Source organism: Actinophytocola sp., assembly GCF_035762905.1.
In the GTDB taxonomy this organism is placed as follows: Bacteria; Actinomycetota; Actinomycetes; order Mycobacteriales; family Pseudonocardiaceae; genus DASYTH01.
Genome location: NZ_DASUCC010000002.1, coordinates 16,946 through 33,547, shown reverse-complemented (window position 1 = coordinate 33,547; position 16,602 = coordinate 16,946). Strand labels below are relative to the sequence as shown.

18 protein-coding genes are annotated in these 16,602 nt (G+C 70.9%); 10 read left to right on the top strand and 8 right to left on the bottom strand.

Features of this window, described 5'->3' with window-relative positions:
* Positions 1-58 precede the first annotated feature (58 nt).
* Positions 59-1,153 carry a D-alanine--D-alanine ligase family protein gene (locus VFV67_RS00200; protein WP_326466271.1) on the top strand — a complete coding sequence of 365 codons (1,095 nt, stop codon included), beginning with the start codon at positions 59-61 and terminating at the stop codon, positions 1,151-1,153.
* On the opposite strand, the gene VFV67_RS00195 is transcribed toward VFV67_RS00200, so the two are convergent.
* Both VFV67_RS00195 and VFV67_RS00190 read right to left on the bottom strand, forming a co-directional pair.
* Positions 1,145-1,657: a DUF3515 domain-containing protein gene (locus tag VFV67_RS00195; protein WP_326466270.1), complete on the bottom strand. Its 513-nt coding sequence runs from the start codon at positions 1,655-1,657 to the stop codon at positions 1,145-1,147. The genes VFV67_RS00200 and VFV67_RS00195 overlap by 9 nt on opposite strands.
* 43 nt (positions 1,658-1,700) lie before the next feature.
* The gene (locus VFV67_RS00190) at positions 1,701-1,934 is read right to left on the bottom strand and encodes an Lrp/AsnC ligand binding domain-containing protein (RefSeq protein WP_326466269.1); all 234 of its coding nucleotides are present in this window, start codon (positions 1,932-1,934) and stop codon (positions 1,701-1,703) included.
* A 107-nt stretch (positions 1,935-2,041) separates the two neighbouring features.
* On the opposite strand from VFV67_RS00190, the gene VFV67_RS00185 reads away from it, so the two are divergent.
* From VFV67_RS00185 to VFV67_RS00175, 3 genes are read left to right on the top strand one after another with little or no spacing between them, the layout of a single operon-like run.
* Positions 2,042-3,010: a thiamine-phosphate kinase gene (locus VFV67_RS00185; RefSeq protein WP_326466268.1), complete on the top strand. Its 969-nt coding sequence runs from the start codon at positions 2,042-2,044 to the stop codon at positions 3,008-3,010.
* A gap of 8 nt (positions 3,011-3,018) precedes the next feature.
* Positions 3,019-3,468 (top strand): GNAT family N-acetyltransferase, encoded by a 450-nt coding sequence (locus VFV67_RS00180; protein ID WP_326466267.1) that lies wholly within the window; start codon positions 3,019-3,021, stop codon positions 3,466-3,468.
* Between the two features lie 50 nt (positions 3,469-3,518).
* A complete protein-coding gene (locus VFV67_RS00175; RefSeq protein ID WP_326466266.1) occupies positions 3,519-4,196 on the top strand; it encodes a uracil-DNA glycosylase in 678 nt (225 codons plus the stop codon).
* A 71-nt stretch (positions 4,197-4,267) separates the two neighbouring features.
* Here VFV67_RS00175 and rpmB read toward each other — a convergent pair whose 3' ends face one another.
* Positions 4,268-4,459 carry a 50S ribosomal protein L28 gene (gene rpmB / locus VFV67_RS00170; protein WP_325159017.1) on the bottom strand — a complete coding sequence of 64 codons (192 nt, stop codon included), beginning with the start codon at positions 4,457-4,459 and terminating at the stop codon, positions 4,268-4,270.
* 145 nt (positions 4,460-4,604) lie between these two features.
* On the opposite strand from rpmB, the gene VFV67_RS00165 reads away from it, so the two are divergent.
* Genes VFV67_RS00165 through recG form a run of 4 tightly spaced genes read left to right on the top strand, consistent with a single transcriptional unit; the run spans position 4,605 to position 9,158 of the window.
* Entirely contained in the window at positions 4,605-6,218 is a 1,614-nt protein-coding gene (locus VFV67_RS00165) for a DAK2 domain-containing protein (protein WP_326466284.1), read from the top strand.
* A gap of 40 nt (positions 6,219-6,258) precedes the next feature.
* Complete coding sequence (locus VFV67_RS00160) at positions 6,259-6,630, top strand: MerR family transcriptional regulator (RefSeq protein WP_326466265.1); 372 nt, start codon at positions 6,259-6,261, stop codon at positions 6,628-6,630.
* The gene (gene trxA, locus VFV67_RS00155) at positions 6,615-6,938 is read left to right on the top strand and encodes a thioredoxin (protein ID WP_326466264.1); all 324 of its coding nucleotides are present in this window, start codon (positions 6,615-6,617) and stop codon (positions 6,936-6,938) included. Before VFV67_RS00160 ends, trxA begins: the two co-directional genes overlap by 16 nt.
* Before the next feature lie 39 nt (positions 6,939-6,977).
* Positions 6,978-9,158: an ATP-dependent DNA helicase RecG gene (gene recG, locus VFV67_RS00150; RefSeq protein WP_326466263.1), complete on the top strand. Its 2,181-nt coding sequence runs from the start codon at positions 6,978-6,980 to the stop codon at positions 9,156-9,158.
* Here recG and VFV67_RS00145 read toward each other — a convergent pair.
* On the bottom strand, positions 9,065-9,367 hold the full coding sequence (locus VFV67_RS00145; protein ID WP_326466262.1) for a DUF397 domain-containing protein: 303 nt from the start codon (positions 9,365-9,367) through the stop codon (positions 9,065-9,067). The two genes, recG and VFV67_RS00145, sit on opposite strands and share 94 nt — an antisense overlap.
* Positions 9,354-10,220 (bottom strand): helix-turn-helix transcriptional regulator, encoded by an 867-nt coding sequence (locus VFV67_RS00140; RefSeq protein ID WP_326466261.1) that lies wholly within the window; start codon positions 10,218-10,220, stop codon positions 9,354-9,356. Before VFV67_RS00140 ends, VFV67_RS00145 begins: the two co-directional genes overlap by 14 nt.
* A 100-nt stretch (positions 10,221-10,320) precedes the next feature.
* On the opposite strand from VFV67_RS00140, the gene VFV67_RS00135 reads away from it, so the two are divergent.
* Complete coding sequence (locus VFV67_RS00135; protein ID WP_326466260.1) at positions 10,321-10,653, top strand: hypothetical protein; 333 nt, start codon at positions 10,321-10,323, stop codon at positions 10,651-10,653.
* 3 nt (positions 10,654-10,656) lie between these two features.
* Here VFV67_RS00135 and VFV67_RS00130 read toward each other — a convergent pair whose 3' ends face one another.
* Both VFV67_RS00130 and VFV67_RS00125 read right to left on the bottom strand, forming a co-directional pair.
* Positions 10,657-12,240: a hypothetical protein gene (locus VFV67_RS00130; RefSeq protein WP_326466259.1), complete on the bottom strand. Its 1,584-nt coding sequence runs from the start codon at positions 12,238-12,240 to the stop codon at positions 10,657-10,659.
* 97 nt (positions 12,241-12,337) lie between these two features.
* Entirely contained in the window at positions 12,338-14,551 is a 2,214-nt protein-coding gene (locus tag VFV67_RS00125; RefSeq protein WP_326466258.1) for an MMPL family transporter, read from the bottom strand.
* Positions 14,552-14,750: 199 nt separating this feature from the next.
* Between VFV67_RS00125 and VFV67_RS00120 the strand changes: the two genes are divergently transcribed.
* Positions 14,751-15,860, top strand: a complete 1,110-nt coding sequence (locus VFV67_RS00120; RefSeq protein WP_326466257.1) for a S8 family peptidase — start codon at positions 14,751-14,753, stop codon at positions 15,858-15,860.
* A gap of 5 nt (positions 15,861-15,865) precedes the next feature.
* Here the strand turns inward: VFV67_RS00120 and VFV67_RS00115 are convergent, their stop codons facing one another.
* Positions 15,866-16,543 (bottom strand): GOLPH3/VPS74 family protein, encoded by a 678-nt coding sequence (locus VFV67_RS00115; RefSeq protein WP_326466256.1) that lies wholly within the window; start codon positions 16,541-16,543, stop codon positions 15,866-15,868.
* Positions 16,544-16,602: the final 59 nt, after the last annotated feature.

Here is a 16,602-nt window from a genome sequence, read left to right as displayed (position 1 = left end):
CAGGCAGCCGAGTTGCCGGTTCCGGGAGGTCGGAACGCCGTTGGGTAGGGTCGCGGCCATGGCGACCTCCAAGCTTCGAGTGGCAGTGATCTTCGGTGGGCGCAGCTCGGAGCACGCCGTTTCCTGCGTCTCGGCTGCGAGCGTGCTGGCCAACCTGGACCCCGAGCGGTTCGAGGTGCTGCCGATCGGGATCACTCCGGAGGGGGCCTGGGTGCTGGGGCCGGCGGATCCGGAGCGGCTGGCGATCCGCGAGCGGGAAATGCCCAACATCACCACCGGCACGGCGCTGACCCTCCCGGCGGATCCGACCTCGAGCCGGCTGGTCGTGCTCGACCCCGGCCGCGAGGGTGAGGTGCTCTCCACCGTCGACGTGGCGTTCCCGGTGCTGCACGGGGCCTACGGCGAGGACGGCACCGTGCAGGGCCTGCTGGAGATGGCCGGGATCCCGTACGCCGGGGCCGGGGTGCTGTCCTCCGCCGTGGTGATGGACAAGGAGTACAGCAAGAAGCTGCTGGCCGCGGAGGGTTTGCCGACCGGGCGGTACGAGGTGCTGCGGCGCGGGGAGACCACCCTCGACCAGGCCGCGCGCGAACGGCTCGGGTTGCCGGTGTTCGTCAAGCCGGCGCGGGCCGGGTCGTCCACCGGGATCAGCAAGGTCACCGACTGGGCCGACCTGGACGCCGCCATCGCGCAGGCCCGCGCGATCGACCCGAAGGTGCTGGTCGAGGCCATGATCGTCGGCCGCGAGGTGGAGTGCGGCGTGCTGGAGTTCCCGGACGGCCACCTCGAGGCGTCGCTGCCGGCCGAGATCCGGCTGGTCGGCGCGGACGTCGACTGGTACGACTTCGACGCCAAGTACCTGGACGACACCGCCGAGTTGGACATCCCGGCCAAGCTCGACGACCTGGTCACCGAGCGGCTGCGGGCGCTGGCGATCGACGCGTTCCGGGCGCTGGATTGCCAGGGCCTGGCCCGGGTGGACTTCTTCGTCGGGGCCGACGGCACGCTGACGATCAACGAGCTGAACACGATGCCCGGCTTCACGCCGACCTCGGCCTACCCGAAGATGTGGGAGGTCACCGGCGTCGACTACCCGACCCTGCTGGCCACGCTGATCGACACGGCGATCGCACGGGGCACCGGTTTACGGTGACGCCGCCAGGTTCCGCCCGACGGTCTCCGACACCCCCTGCAGCACTCCCGTCCCGGCCCCATCCGGCACGGTGAGCGCGACGAACACGGCCCGGTCCGCGAGGTACCACGTGGTGGCCCTGGCGCCCGGCACCGGCAGCCAACGCACCCCGGAGATCTCCCGCAACTGCGCGGTCGGGGTCAGCTCCGGCGGCCGGTTCAGGCCGCAGCGCAGGACGACCGGCTCCGCGGAGCCGCCGGTGCCCCAGGCCATCGTGGCCGGCGGCGCGGGCGAGGCCAGTGGCAGCCGGTGCAGCACGGCCGAGCCGCTGGTCAGCTCCGCCGGCAGCGCGCCGATCAGGGTCGCGCACGCGGCCGAGCCGGCCTGCGGCGCGTCGACCGACACCAGTGCCACCGGGGATTCGGGATCGCCTGCGGACCCGACCAGCTTGCCGAGCACGATCACGCCGACGACGAGCAACCCGGCAAGCCCGACGGAGACACCGAGGGCCGTTCGGGAAAGCACCCATCAACTAGAGCACAGGACGGGGCGGGGACGGGGCAGCGGGTCAGATGTGGACCACCGGGCAGGTCAGCGTGCGGGTGATGCCGTCCACGTTCTGGATCCGGGCGACCACAAGCTGACCGAGGAGATCGACGTTGTCGGCCTCGGCACGGACGATCACGTCGTAGGGTCCGGTCACATCCTCCGCGGTCGTCACGCCGGCGATCTCGGCGATCTTCTCGGCAACCACTGCGGCCTTGCCGACCTCCGTCTGGATCAGGATGTATGCATGGACCACGGCGCGCCCCTTCGTGTCTGACTGTGCCCAGGAGGTAGGAACGTATCGGGCAACGTACCGCAGTTGACCATCGTTCGGCGATCCGACTTTTCGGGTAGGCAGGCACTATGCGCACGGGACCACATAACGGCAGCGAATCGGTCGCCGACTTGGGTGAGTTCGGTCTCATCCGACGGCTGACCGACGGCAGACCGCAACCGGCGGTCACGCTGCTCGGCCCCGGCGACGACGCCGCGGTGGTGCAGGCCGCGGACGGACGGGTCGTCGCCAGCACCGACGTGCTGGTCGAGGGCGTGCACTTCCGGCTGGACTGGTCCACCCCGGAGCAGGTCGGGCGCAAGGCGGTCGCGGTCAACCTGGCCGACATCGCGGCGATGGGTGCGATACCGACCGCCGTTCTGGTCGGGATCGCCTGCCCGGCCAAGACCGCGGCGAGCATGATCGACGACTTGGTCGGCGGGCTGTGGCAGGAGGCGGCCAAGGTCCGGATCGGCGTGGTCGGCGGCGACGTGGTCAACGCCGAGCACCTGGTGGTGTCGGTGACCGCGTTAGGCGACCTGGAGGGCCGGCCGCCGGTCACCCGGGGCGGGGCGCTGCCGGGTGACGTGCTGGCCGTGTGCGGGCGGTTGGGCTGGGCGGCCGCCGGTCTCGCGGTGCTCGGCCGGGGGTTCCGCTCACCGGTCACCGTGGTCGCCGCGCAGCGAACCCCGGAACCGCCCTATGCCGCCGGTCCGCAGGCGGCGCTGGCCGGGGCCACGGCGATGATCGACGTGTCGGACGGGTTGCTGGCCGATCTCGGACACATCGCCACCGCCTCGAACGTGGCCATCGACGTGCAGAGCGACCTGGTCGAGGTGCCGCAGCGGCTGGTGGACGTGTCCACCGCGCTCGGCGCCGACGCCCGGCACTGGGTGCTGACCGGTGGCGAGGATCACGCGCTGGCCGCGACCTTCCCGGACCCGCGCGGGGTGCCCGACGGCTGGACCACGATCGGCACGGTGACCAGGGGAAACAAGGTCACCGTCGACGGTGCGCGGTACGAGGCGCCGGGTGGCTGGCAGCACTGGTCGCGTTAGATGACGGCGTGGAGATCCGCGTTGTCAGCTACGACCATCCCGATGCGGTGCGGATGATCGACGAGGTCCAGCAGGAGTACGTGGTCCGGTACGGCGGCCCGGACTCGACACCGGTCGATCCGGCGCAGTTCGCCCCGCCGCTCGGCCTGTTCCTGGTCGGCTACCTGGACGGTGTTCCGGTGGCCAGCGGCGGGTGGCGGGCGCACGGCGACGGCATGGTCGAACTGAAGCGGATGTACGTGTCCCCGGCCCGGCGCGGGCGGGGCCTGGCCAGGGCGATGCTCGCGGAACTGGAGTTATCCGCCCGGCGCGCCGGGCACGGCCGGGTGATCCTGGAGACCGGTCCGGCCCAGCCGGAAGCCCTCAAGCTGTACCGGTCCTCGGGTTACACGGACGTGCCGGCGTTCGGCCACTACAAGGACGCGCCCCTGGCCGTGCACCTGGGCAAGACGCTGTAGATCCACCTCGGGACCGGCCGGCTGTGCCCGGCGCGCTAGGGTGCGCATCCGTGGCGCCACAACCGTTGTCCGCGATCGTCGACGCCGGATGGGCCGAAGCGCTCGCGCCCGCAGCCGACCGCATCACCGCGATGGGCGAGTTTCTGCGCGCCGAGGTGGCCGCGGGCCGGCGGTACCTGCCGGCCGGGGAGCACGTGCTGCGCGCGTTCAAGCAGTCGTTCGCGGAGGTCAAGGTCCTGATCGTGGGCCAGGATCCGTACCCGACGCCGGGCCACCCGGTTGGGCTGTCGTTCTCGGTGGCGCCCGAGGTGCGCCGGCTGCCGGGCAGCCTGGCCAACATCTTCACCGAGCTGCGCGACGACCTGGGCTATCCGGCGCCGTCCAGCGGTGATCTCACCCCGTGGGCCGAGCGCGGCGTGCTGCTGCTCAACCGGGCGCTGACCGTCGAGCCGGGCCGGCCGAACTCCCATCAGGGCAAGGGTTGGGAGGAGGTCACCGAGCAGGCGATCCGGGCGCTGGCCGCGCGGGGCGGTCCGCTGGTGGCGATCCTCTGGGGCCGCAACGCACGCAACCTGCGGCCGCTGCTCGGAACCGTGCCGTGCATCGAGTCCGCGCACCCCAGTCCGATGTCGGCGCACAACGGGTTCTTCGGCTCCCGGCCGTTCAGCCGGGCCAACAAGCTGCTCGAGGAGCAGGGCGCCGAGCCGATCGACTGGAAGCTCCCGTAGCACCGGGGCCGGAACGCGGATCGGCACCGGTGCCGTCGGGGATCACCGGTGCCGATTGTCTTTCGGCGAACTCAGCCGCGGGTTACCTTGCCGGCCTTCAGGCAGGAGGTGCACACGTTCATCCGCTTGCGCTGCGAGATACCGATCTTCGCGTGCACGGTCTGGATGTTCGGGTTCCACCGGCGGCTGGTACGGCGGTGTGAGTGCGAGACCGACTTGCCGAAGCCCGGCCTCTTGCCGCAGACGTCGCAAACGGCAGCCACGTCAGACACTCCATTCTCGGTATGCGCTCCCACGAGGTCACAGCGGGCATGCGCCATTCGATCCCGGCCAGCCGGGCAGTCAATACAGGGTAACGGCAGCGGGTCGCGGGGTCCAAACCGGGCCCCGGCTACTCTGCCGCATGTGCTGCAGGCTCTTGACGCCGGCGAGGTGCGGCGCTGGGCGGCGGCGTGCGTCCAGGCCCTCGAGGCGCACCGCGAACTGATCGACCGGATCAACGTCTACCCGGTCGCGGACAACGACACCGGCTCCAACCTGCTGCACACCATGCGATCCGCGCTCGAGCACCTGCCGCTGCCGGCCGCGGGCGGGAGTGCGGGGGAGATGGTGACCGCGCTGGCCAAGGGTGCTCTGGTCGGCGCGCGGGGTAACTCCGGGGTGATCGCTTCCCAGCTGCTCCGCGGGCTGGCCGAGGCGCTGGCCGAGGCCGAGACGGTCAGCGGGACCGGCCTGCACGCGGCGCTGGTCCGGGGTGCGGAGCTGGCCCGGGCGGCGGTCGCCGATCCGGTGCCGGGCACCATGCTCAGCGTGCTGGACGCGGCCGCCGCGGCGGCCGGGGACAGCGGCGCGGCGGACCTGGCCGAGGTGGTGCGGGCCGCGGCCGGCGCGGCGGCCGACGCGCTGGAGCGAACCCCGAGCCAGCTTGCGGTGCTGGCCGAGGCCGGGGTGGTGGACGCCGGCGGCCGCGGGGTGGTGGTGCTGCTGGACGCACTGGTCGCGGTGGTGTCCGAGCAGCCTGCGGCGCTGGCCGCCACGGTCGCCGCGCTGGCCGAGCCGGACAACCCCCTGGTGGTGCCCAGGGAGGCGGGTTCGGAGCAGTACAGCTACGAGGTGATGTACCTGCTGGACGCGGGCACGCGGGCCGCGTCGGTGCTGCGGGACCGGCTCTCCGGGCTGGGTGACTGCGCCTCGGTGGCCGGTGACGGCACCGGGCTGTGGACCGTGCACGTGCACTGCAACGACATCGGCGCGGCGATCGAGGCGGGGGTCGAGTCCGGTCGGCCGCACCGGATCCGGGTGGCCCGGTTCGCCGACGCCGCCGCCCAGGAGCCGGCCCGGTTCGCCGGCGACCGGGCGGTGGTCGTCCCGGTGCGTTCGGCCGAGCTGGCCGAGTTGCTGACCGGCGAGGGCGTCGCGGTGGCCCGGGTGAGCGGTGGCGAACGGTCGATCTACGAGCTGCTCGAGGTGATCACCGGCACCCGGGCCGCGCACGTCACCGTGTTGCCGGAGGACCTCGGCTTGATCGAGGTCGCCGACGAGGCGGCGATCCGGGCCGTGGCCGCCGGGCAGGACGTCGTGGTGGTGCCGTGCTCCGCGCCGGTCCAGGTGCTGGCCGCGGTGGCGGTGCACGATCCCCGCCGGCGCGCGGGCGACGACGTGGTCCGGATGGCGGAGGCGGCCGCGGCGACCCGGTGGGGTGAGGTGGTGGTGGCCGCCGAGGACGCGATCACCTGGGTCGGCCCGTGCTCGGCCGGCGACATGCTCGGCTTCGCCGACGGCGAGGTGGTGCTGATCGAGCCCGGTCCGGCCACGCTCGACGCGCTGGACCTGGTGGCCAGGGGGATCGCCGGGCGGATGCTGAGCCTTGGCGGCGAGCTGCTCACCGCGCTGCTCGGGGTCGGCGCGCCGGACGAGCTGGCCGGGGAGCTTGAGGACTACCTGCGCCGCGAGCATCCGGCCGTCGAGTTGGTGGTCTACCGCGGTGGCCAGGCGGCGGTGCTGGTGCTCGGCGTCGAGTAGGACTGGCCTTTCCGTCGGCGTCAATGTTTAGCATCGGCGCATGCGCATCGGTGAGCTGGCCCGCACGACCGGCACCACGACACGGGCGCTGCGGTACTACGAGGCCCAGGGCCTGCTGACCGCGCCGCGCCGGACCAACGGCTACCGCGAGTACGACGAGTCGCATCTGCGGCTGGTGCGGGAGATCCAGGCGCTGCAGGCGGTCGGGTTCGCGTTGGAGGAGACCCGTCCGTTCGTGGAGTGCCTGCTCGCCGGCAACGCCACCGGGGACGCGTGCCCGGACTCGGTGGCCGTCTACCGGCGCAAGCTCGCCGAGGTGGACGACTGCATCGCGCGGCTGACCGAGGTGCGCCGGGAGATCGCCGAGAAGCTGACCCATGCCTGTGAGGAGCGTCGATGCCCGAAGCGGTGACCGAGGAGACCTTCGCGGAGCGGGTGCTCCGGGCCGACCGGCCGGTGCTGGTGGAGTTCTGGGCGCCGTGGTGCCCGCCGTGCCGGATGATCGCGCCGGTGCTGCGCGAGATCGCCGAGGAGCGGTCCGACTCGCTGTCCGTAGTGAAGATCAACTATGACGAGCACCCGGCGACCGGCCAGCGGTTCGGCGTGCTCGGCCTGCCGACGATGCTGCTGTTCCGGGACGGCGAGCCGATCCGCTCGTTCGTCGGCGCCCGCCCCAAGGCGGCGCTGCTCGCCGAGCTGGACAGCGCGCTCGCCTCCTGACGCCGGGACCGTCGGGCCGGCGCGACATAATCGCGGGCGATGGCTGCACTGGATGACCGGCTCGAGCCGGTGGTGGGCGCGAAGTCGGCGAAGGCGCTGGCCGCCTCGTTCGACCTGTACACCGTGCGGGACCTGCTGCACCACTATCCCCGGCGGTATGACGAGCGCGGCGAGCTGACCGACATCGCGGGGCTCGAGATCGGGGAACACGCGACCGTTCTGGCCCGGGTGAAGTCGGCCAACGAGCGGCGGATGCGGTCCCGCAACGGGTGGATCTTCGAGGTGGTCATCACCGATGGGCACCGGACGATGGACTGCACGTTCTTCAACCAGCGGTTCCAGAAACACAAGTTGCAGCCGGGGTCGAGCGCGTTGTTCGCCGGGAAGGTGTCGGTCTACAAGAACAAGCTGCAGTTGACGAACCCGGACTACCACCTGATCGGCGGGGACGGTGACGATCTGGAGATCGACGCGTTCCTCGGCATGATCCCGGTCTATCCGGCCACGGCGAAGTTGCAGTCCTGGCAGATCGCCCGGTGTGTGCGGCAGGCGCTGGAGCTGCTGGACGACGTCGAGGATCCGCTGCCCAAGGAACTGCGGACGCGGCACGGTCTGCTCGACTACGGCGAGGCGATCCGCAACGTCCATCTGGCCAAGGACCGGGAGAGCGTGCACGTGGCGCGCAACCGGTTGAAGTGGGACGAGGCGCTGGCCGTACAGCTCGCGCTGGCGCAGCGGCGCCGGGCGGCCACCGCGCGCCCGGCCCCGGCGTGCCCGCGGGTCGACGCGGGAATTCGGGCGGCGTTCGACGAGCGGCTGCCGTTCGAGCTGACCGCCGGGCAGCGCGAGGTGGGCGAGTCGGTCGCGGCCGATCTCGAGCTGGAGCATCCGATGAACCGGCTGCTGCAGGGGGAGGTCGGCAGCGGCAAGACGATCGTGGCCCTGCGGGCGATGCTGCAGGTGGTGGACGCCGGCCGGCAGGCGGCGCTGCTCGCGCCGACCGAGGTGCTGGCCGCACAACACGCCCGGTCGCTGCGGGAGATGCTCGGCGACCTGGCCAGCGCCGGGGAGTTGGGCGGTGCCGAGCAGGCCACCCGGGTGGCGCTGCTGACCGGTTCCCTGTCCGCGCCGCAACGCAAACAGGCGATGCTCGACGCCGCCAGCGGCGCCGCCGGGATCGTCGTCGGCACGCACGCGCTGATCCAGGACAAGGTGTCGTTCGCCGACCTCGGGCTGGTCGTGGTGGACGAGCAGCACCGGTTCGGCGTCGAGCAGCGCGACGCCCTGCGGACAAGAGCCGGCGAGAACGTCAGCCCCCACGTGCTGGTCATGACCGCGACCCCGATCCCCCGCACGGTGGCCATGACCGTCTACGGCGACCTGGAGACCTCGGCGCTGCGCGAACTCCCGGTCGGCCGCTCACCCATCGGCACCACCGTCGTCCCGGTCTCCGAGAAGCCGGCCTGGCTGGACCGCGCCTGGCAGCGAATCCGCGAGGAAGCACAAGCCGGCCACCAGGCCTACGTAGTCTGCCCCCGCATCGGCGAAGGCGAAGGCGACGAAGAGTCCACTTCAGACACATCGGACTCGGGTTCGGAAGACCGCCGCCCCCCACTCGCCGTGCTGGACGTCGCCCCCATGCTCCAGGAAGGCCCCCTCAACGGCCTCCAGGTCGGCGTCCTGCACGGCCGCCTCCCCGCCGACGACAAAGACAAGGTCATGCGCGCCTTCGCCGCCGGCGAACTCAACGTCCTGGTCGCCACCACGGTGGTCGAAGTCGGCGTCGACGTCCCCAACGCCACCGCCATGGTCATCATGGACGCCGAACGCTTCGGCGTGAGCCAACTCCACCAACTCCGCGGCCGCGTCGGCCGCGGCACCGCCCCCGGCATCTGCCTCCTGGTCACCGACATGCCAGCCGGCACCGCCAGCCGCGAACGCCTCGACGCCGTAGCCTCCACCCTGGACGGCTTCGAACTGGCCCGCCTCGACCTCGAGATGCGCCGCGAAGGCGACATCCTCGGCGCCGTCCAGTCCGGCCGCCGCTCAGCCCTCAAGCTCCTCTCCCTGCTCCGCGACGAAAAGCTGATCGCCAAAGCCCGAGAAGAAGCCCAAGCACTCATCGCCTACGCGCCAGAACTGACCGAGTTCCCCGGCCTCGCCCGCATGGTCGCCGACCTAGTCAACGATGAGAGGGCCGAGTACCTCGAGAAGGCCTGACTGAACGGCAGCGAGAACGCCAGAACAGGCCCATCCGGATTCTTCGAGTCGCGGACCAACAAAGCGGCAGGGGCCGACGAGACCTCGACGCAGGCACCGTTGCCGCCGCTGAAGCTGCTGGTACGCCAGCCAACCTCAACGCATGCTTCTCCACTGCCGCTGTAGCTGCTCTTCCGCCAGACCAGAGGGCCCGGCTCATGACTGATCATCGTGCTCCTCGTAGCGCGTGGTAGCGATGGTGCCGATCAACTCTCTCGATTGTCCCTCGGCCAAGGCGGTTTCGGCGAGGGCGGAAAGGATGTTGCGATAGGCCTGAGTCTCATCGATCTTCTCCAAGAACAGGCTCGAGGTCTCGCTTTCCAAGTAAGTCACTGGCTTGAAGTCAGCGAACTCCATGAAGGTGAATGGTCCGGCGGTGGAGGCATAAGCGCCGAGTGCGGCTGGCACAACGCGCAAGGTGATGTATGGGCGAACCGACAGTCGCAGCAGATGGTGGAGTTGGTCGGACATTACCTGGGAGCCTCCCACCGGCAGATGTAGGACGAGTTCGTGCAGGAAGAAGGCGAAGCGTGCCGGCCGCTCACGGCTGAACAGGCTTTGGCGGGCGAGTCGCGCGGCCACGCGGTCCTCGACCTCAGACGCGGGTACATTGACATTGCCGCTGATTATCGCGCGGGCATATTCGCCAGTCTGGAGAATTCCGGGAATGATCACGGACTGGAAGAAGCTGATAGCAGTGGCCTTGTTCTCGTGATCGATGAGGGTGACCAGCTGTTTGGGGAGTCCAGAACCATGCTGTTGGAGCCATCCCGGAGTGTTCTGCTCGTGTACCAACGCCATGAGGCGGGCGCGCTCTTTCCCGCGTACGCGGCAGATTCCCAGGAACGAGCCGACATCCGCCTCCGTACAGCCACGTCTTCCGGTCAGCAGCCTTGATACCCAGCTCGGCGACCAGTCGAGAAGCCTCGCTACCTCCGCCCCCGTGAGGCCGGCTTTCTCCATGGCCACGCGCAATCCTTCGCCCAGTTCACGGCTGCGGATGGTGGGCTCCCGGTCGGGCATGGGGATGAACCTAGATGCGAGGTTCGGGGCCTGGCCACAACTTGCACTCGAATGGATGCATTGCGTACGTCTGCCGAAATGGGTTCCGTAGCGTTCGGAGGTGTCGACAATGGACGAATGCGCGGTGCGTGCCGATGCGTATCACCTGCTGCAGCAGGATATCTACCGGCACCTCGAGGAGGCCGAGTACGTCGCCGAGGATCTTCTCGAAGACGACGAGGACTCCATCGAACTCGGCAGCATGCTGCTGGTCGAGCTGTCGGCGATGATCCGCGGAATGCTCGGCCTGCACCGCACCACTCCGACCGGCACCTGCCGGACCTGCGGCGGGCCCTGGCCGTGCCACGTCGTGGGCACCATCTACACGATGGTCAAGGACCCGCAACGCCCGTTCGTCGAGCTGATGCGGCGCTCTGCGGCCGAGTCCGAGTAAGGGCTACTTGCCGTTGGTGGGGGCCTTTGTCTCCATCGGCGGCGGGGGCGCGGGGGTGGCCGGGGCGACGGGCGACTTCAGCTCGGCGGGCGGCTTGAGCTGGGCGGCGAAGTGCTGGCGGGCGTCCTCGAGCAGACCGAACGTGGTGTTCACCTGCTCGTTGACCTGCCGCTCGTACTCGTCGGCCTTGCGGATCCGGGCATTGGCCTCGGCCAGGCGCTGCTCGGCGTCCTCGAGGACCTTCGCCGCCCGGATCTTCGCGTTGGCCTGCTCCTCGGCCAGCTCCCGCTCGATCCGGCCGCGCTTCTCGGCGATGGCCTTGTCGCTGGCCTCGGTGCGCTGCCGGGCGTCCTGCAGCAGCATGTCCGCCTGCTCGCGGGCGGCGGCCTCCTGCTTGGCCAGCACCGCCTCGACGGTGGCCCGCTTGTCGGCGATGGCCGCCTCGGCGGCGGCGCTGCGCCGCTCGGCGTCGGCGATCGTCTCGTCGGCCAGTTCCTTGGCCACGGCCTGCTGCGCGACCAGCTCGGCCTCGACCTTGGCCCGCCGGTCCGCCAGCGCCTTGTCGCTGGCCTCGCTGCGCTCCTTGGCCTCCGCCAGGATCCGGGTCGCCTGCTGCGCCGCGGTCGCCTCGCGCTCGGCCAGCTCCCGGTCCAGGGTGCCGCGCCGCGCCTCGATGGCCTCCTCGATCGCCGCCGCCCTTGCCCGCGCGTCGCTCTCGATCTGCCCGGCCCGCTCCTTGGCGGCGACGGTGCGGGTCTCCAGCTCGGCCTCCAGCTCGCCGCGCCGGGTGGCCAGCGCCGTCTCCAGCTCCAGCTCCTGCGCGGCCCGGCGGTCGGCCGCCGCCGCGTCCTGTTGCTCGCGGCGTACGACCGCCTCGGCGTCCAGCGCCGCGATCCGCTCCGCTGCGGCCTGCTGCATCCGCTCAACCTCGGCCCGGCCCTCGGCCATCATCGCCTCGTGCTCGGCCCGCAGCGCCGCGCGCAGCTGCTCGGTCTCGATCTGCAGCGCCGCGACCTGATCGGCGTACTCGCCCTCGAGCCGGTCCCGCAGCGTCTCCGCCTCGGCCAGCAGCCCGTCGTGCTTGTCCTTGAGCTGCCGGGCGTAGGCCTGCGCCTCGGCCCGCACGTCCAGCGAGTACTCGTCGGCCGCGCCCTTGACCGACACCACGTAGCCGTCGGCCTCGGCCCGGGTCTTGGAGGCGTGGTCGTCGGCGGCCGTGCGGGTCGCGGTGGCGTACTGGTCGGCGTCGCTGCGGGTCGCCGAGGCGTGGCTGTCGGCCTTGGCCCGGGTGGAGTGGCTGTACTGGTCCGCCTCCGCCCGGGCGGTCCGGCTGTACTCGTCCGCCTTCGCCTTGAACTCGGCGATCTCCTCCTCGGCGAGCTGCATCATCAGCCGGACCCGCTCGGTCATGCCCTCCGTGCTGTTCGGGCTGGCGCTGATCCGAGCGAGTCTGGCCCGAGACTCCATGAGCTGCTGCTGAACGCTGCCGAGCGCCTTGGTCAGCTCGGCCACCTTGGACACGGCTTCCTCGCGGCTCTTGGTGGCGTGCCGGAGGTCGTAGGTCAAGCGGGTGACCCGCTCGTTCACCTGACGTTGGTTATAGCCGCGGATAACGGTATCGAAATGGGGCAAACGTGGTGTCGCGTCAGAGTCACCAGCAGACATGTTCGCTCACTTTAGTATGTCATCCGGCTGTGTGAAGACCTGGAGCCACTAATTCACCTTGGAGCTCCGTTCCGGACTCGACACGTCCCGGCATCCGGGCGGGCCACCAGTTCGCCCGGCCGAGCAGGGTCATGATCGACGGCAGCACCAGCACCCGGATGATCATGGCGTCCAGGAAGACGGCGGTGGCCAGTCCGACGCCCATCTCCTTCATCTCGACCATGGACAGGAACGCGAACACCGCGAACACCGACATCATCACCACTGCCGCGCTGGTCACCACCCCTGCCGTGCGGGTGACCCCGTACGCCACCGCGTCCCTGGTGGACATGCCGCGCAGGGCCGCCTCGCGGATCCGGCTGACCACGAACACGTGGTAGTCCATGGACAGTCCAACCAGCACCACGAACACGAACAGTGGGATCCAGGCGATGATCGCGCCGGTGGAGTGGAAGCCGAGCAGGCCCTCCGCCCAGGTGTGCTGGAAGACCAGGGTCAGCACCCCGAACGCCGCCGCCGCGGACAACGCGTTGAGGACCAACGCGGTCAGCGCGATCGCCAGGGAACGGAATGTCAACGCCATCACCACAAATGTCAGCACAAGGACGAAACCGACCACCCACGGCAATGTGTCCGACTGATTCTGTTGGTAATCAACGTTCCGCGCGACATCTCCGCCAACCGCGTAGTCCGCTCCCGGAACCCGGCCGACCGTGGCCGGCACCAACTCGTCGCGCAGCACCGCCATCGACCGCTCCGCCTCCGGCGCGCTCTCCGCGTACGGGGTCGGGATCCCCACCATGCTCACCCGGCCGTCGTCCGAGGTCCGGATCTGCGCCCTTGCGTCGGTGGCGAACAGCGTGTCGCCCCTGGTTCGGTCGAGCAGCTCGGTCAGTGCGGTTCGGACCTCGCCGGCGCGCTCGGCCGGCGCCCGCACGGCGACCTGATGGCTGGTGCCCTCGCTGGGGAACGCCTTGGTGAGGTCGTCCCAGGCGGCCACCACCGGGATCGACTTGGGCAGCGTCTCCGGTCCGGCCGAGCGCAGCGACATGTCCAGTGCCGGCAGGGCCAGGGCCACCATCGCGCCGGCCGAGACGACCAGGGTCACCGCCGGGTACTTCAGCGCCGGGCGAAGCAGCGCCGGCCACACCCGCGGCGGGCCCTGCCGGTTGCTGATCCGCCACAGCAGCGGGACCCGCGGCCGGTCCACCCGGCGGCCCAGCTTGGCCAGCAGCGCCGGCAGCACGGTCAGCGAACCGAGGATGGCCACCGCGACCACGATGATCGACCCGGTGCCCAGCGAGGCGAACACGGCGTCGTTGGCCAGGTACAGCCCGGCCATCGAGACGATCACCGCGAGGCCGGAGACCACCACGGCGCGCCCGGCGGTGGCCGCGGCGATCTCCACCGCCGCCACGTGGCTCCTCGGATTGCCGCCCAGCCGCTCGCGTTCCTCGCGTTCGCGCTTCAGATAGAACAGTGAATAGTCCACGCCGACCGCCATGCCCATCAGCAGGATGACGCTGTTCACCGTCTCCACGGCCGGAACCAGGTGCGAAGCCAGCGCGGTCAGCCCCATCGCCGCGGCCACGGCCGAGATGGCCAGCAGCACCGGAACCCCCGCGGCGACGATCGCGCCGAACGCGATCAGCATGATCAGCAGGGTGACCGGCAGGCTCATCAGTTCGGCCCGGCCCAGGTCCTCGCCGACCCGCTCGTTGATGCCGTGCCCGATCGACTCCGGGCCGACCTGGGCGATCTTGAGGTCCGGATGGGCGCGCTGGGCCTCGTCGGTGGCGCCCAGCAGCGCCTCGATCCGGTCGCCCGCGGTGTCCGGGCTCCCGCTCATCGTCACCGGGATCAGCAGCGCCGAGCCGTCCTCGGCCGGGACCGCCGCGCCGACCTCCGCGACCTCGGACCGGGCCTGCATCCGCTCGGCCACGTCCCGCCCGGCGGCTTCGGCCACGGCCGGATCGAGCCGGCCGGACCGGGCGGTGATCATCACGTTTTCCACGACGGGATCGTCGAAATGCCCGTCCTTGACGATCGCGGCAGCCCGCCCGGACTCACCCAGCCATTCGTCCTCGTCGGTCGCCGTATTCGTACCGGCCATGGTGCCGGCGGCAAAGCACACCGCGACGAACACCATCCATAATCCGATCGCCCGCCACGGATGCGTGGCGCTCCACCGGGCGACCCGCACGGTCACCGGTTGCGTGCTTTCCTTGGGCACCTTGGCATTCCTTCCCACCCAGCCGAATTCGTCGATATTGATCGTGCCGAGGGCGGGGTCGCCGGCACACGGGTGTGTTCCCCCGAACCGCGGGTGGGGTTAGCCCTACCGCCCGTGTGGCAACTGGTGAACCTTGCCGTGACCGGAATGGGGGATTATCGACATATATATGAATATTCGGGCAGGCTTAGGCAGGCGGTTGGCGACGGGACTCCTGACGGTGGGACTCGCCGCGGTCGCTGTGCCCGCCGCGCAGGCGGCACCGATCGAGTCCACCTCCGGCTACATCGTCGCGCTGCGCGCCGGTGGGCCGGCCACCCTCGCCAACCGCTTCACCGGCCGGGTCGAGCACACCTACGACGGAGCCTTCGACGGCTTCTCCGCAAGGCTCACGCGCAGTGAGGCGGCCCGGTTGGCCGCCGACCCCGGGGTCGCCTACGTGGTGGCGGACACCCCGGTGCGGGCGCTCGGCGAGCAGCCCAACCCGCCGTCCTGGGGCCTGGACCGGATCGACCAGCGTCGCCTTCCGCTGGATGCGCTCTACCGGTTCGCCAACACCGCCCCCAACGTCACCGCCTACGTGATCGACACCGGCGTGCGCGCCACGCACGCCGACTTCGGCGGCCGGGTGCGCGGCGGGATCGACCTCGTCGACGACGACGGCAACCCCGACGACGGCAACGGGCACGGCACGTTCATCGCCGGGATCATCGGCGGCAGCCGGTTCGGGGTGGCCAAGGAGATCACCATCACCCCGGTGCGGGTGCTGAACAACGCCGGGTCGGGCACCATGGCCGACGTCATCGCCGGGGTCAACTGGGTCGCGGCCAACGCCCGCAAACCAGCCGTGGCGAACATGAGCCTCGGCGGTGCGGCCAACGCGGCGCTGGACACCGCGGTGCGCAACGCCATCGCGTCCGGGGTGACGTTCGTCGTGGCGGCCGGCTCATCGGCCAGCGACGCCGGCAACTTCTCCCCGGCCCGGGTCCGCGAGGCGATCACCACCGCGGCCACCAGGATGGACGACTGCGTGTTCCCACCGTCCAACTTCGGCCCACTGATCGATCTGTACGCGCCGGGTGAGCGCATCACCAGCACCTGGGCGACCTCCGACACGGCGACGAACACGATCAGCGGGACGTCGTTCTCCACCCCGCACGTGGTCGGCGGCGCCGCGCTGATCCTGTCCACCCGTCCGGCGGCCACCCCCGCGCAGGTGGCCAGCACCCTGATCACCCGCTCCACGATGGGAGTCCTCTGCAACGTGCGGCCCAACACGGCCAACCGGCTGCTCTACACCGGTCCCTGACCGGGCTACCTGCGGCGCCGCAGCACGGCCTCGCCGACGGCACCCTCGGCCTCGGCCACCAACACCCGTAACGGGGTGGGCAGCTGGGCGACCAGCCGCTGCTGGTAGGTGGTGACGTCGGCGAGCGCCGCGGCGCGCAGGTAGGGGTTGAGGCCGGTGGCCCGGACCAGGCCGGCCAGCACGATGTCCGGCAGCACGACCGGTTCCTCCCGGGCGAGCTTCTGGGCCAGGCGGACCAGCGGCCAGGCGGCCGCGTTCAGGTCCACCGGCTGGTAGCCGCCCGCCCGGCGTAGCCGTTTGGTCTGGGGGGCGAGCAGGCCCTGCCGCACCATGCGCTCGGCCACCCGCTGGTAGGCGTCCTCGGCCAGGTAGGTCAACCAGTCCCAGACCGGGGCCGGCTCCGGCTCCCGGCGCACCTCCTCGAACACCAGGTGCGCGAGGGCATCGGGGACCGGCCCCTTCTCCAGCACCACCACGTCGCCGCGACGCAGCGTGATCCGGCGGAACATGACCAGCTCGCCGAGCAGCGCGGCGGCCAGCCCGAGACCGGCCGCCCGCGCGGGCAGCCGGGGTTTGCCGGACACGTCGTCGTGTGCGGCCAGGAACAGATCGTCGGCGAGCAACAACTCCCGCGGCGCCAGCGCGCCTCCGGTTCCGTTGGTCGAGTCCACCGCGGTCCCCAATTTCCCAGGTCTGAAGGCGACCACGGTAGCGTGCTGGATCGGCAGTCCCGACCCGGCAG

Coding starts and splice junctions, on each gene's coding strand:
- VFV67_RS00185 (WP_326466268.1), top strand. CDS start 2,042: ATGCGCACGGGACCACATAACGGCAGCGAATCGGTCGCCGACTTGGGT.
- VFV67_RS00145 (WP_326466262.1), bottom strand. CDS start 9,367: ATGATCAGTCATGAGCCGGGCCCTCTGGTCTGGCGGAAGAGCAGCTAC.
- VFV67_RS00140 (WP_326466261.1), bottom strand. CDS start 10,220: ATGCCCGACCGGGAGCCCACCATCCGCAGCCGTGAACTGGGCGAAGGA.
- VFV67_RS00200 (WP_326466271.1), top strand. CDS start 59: ATGGCGACCTCCAAGCTTCGAGTGGCAGTGATCTTCGGTGGGCGCAGC.
- recG (WP_326466263.1), top strand. CDS start 6,978: ATGGCTGCACTGGATGACCGGCTCGAGCCGGTGGTGGGCGCGAAGTCG.
- VFV67_RS00160 (WP_326466265.1), top strand. CDS start 6,259: ATGCGCATCGGTGAGCTGGCCCGCACGACCGGCACCACGACACGGGCG.
- trxA (WP_326466264.1), top strand. CDS start 6,615: ATGCCCGAAGCGGTGACCGAGGAGACCTTCGCGGAGCGGGTGCTCCGG.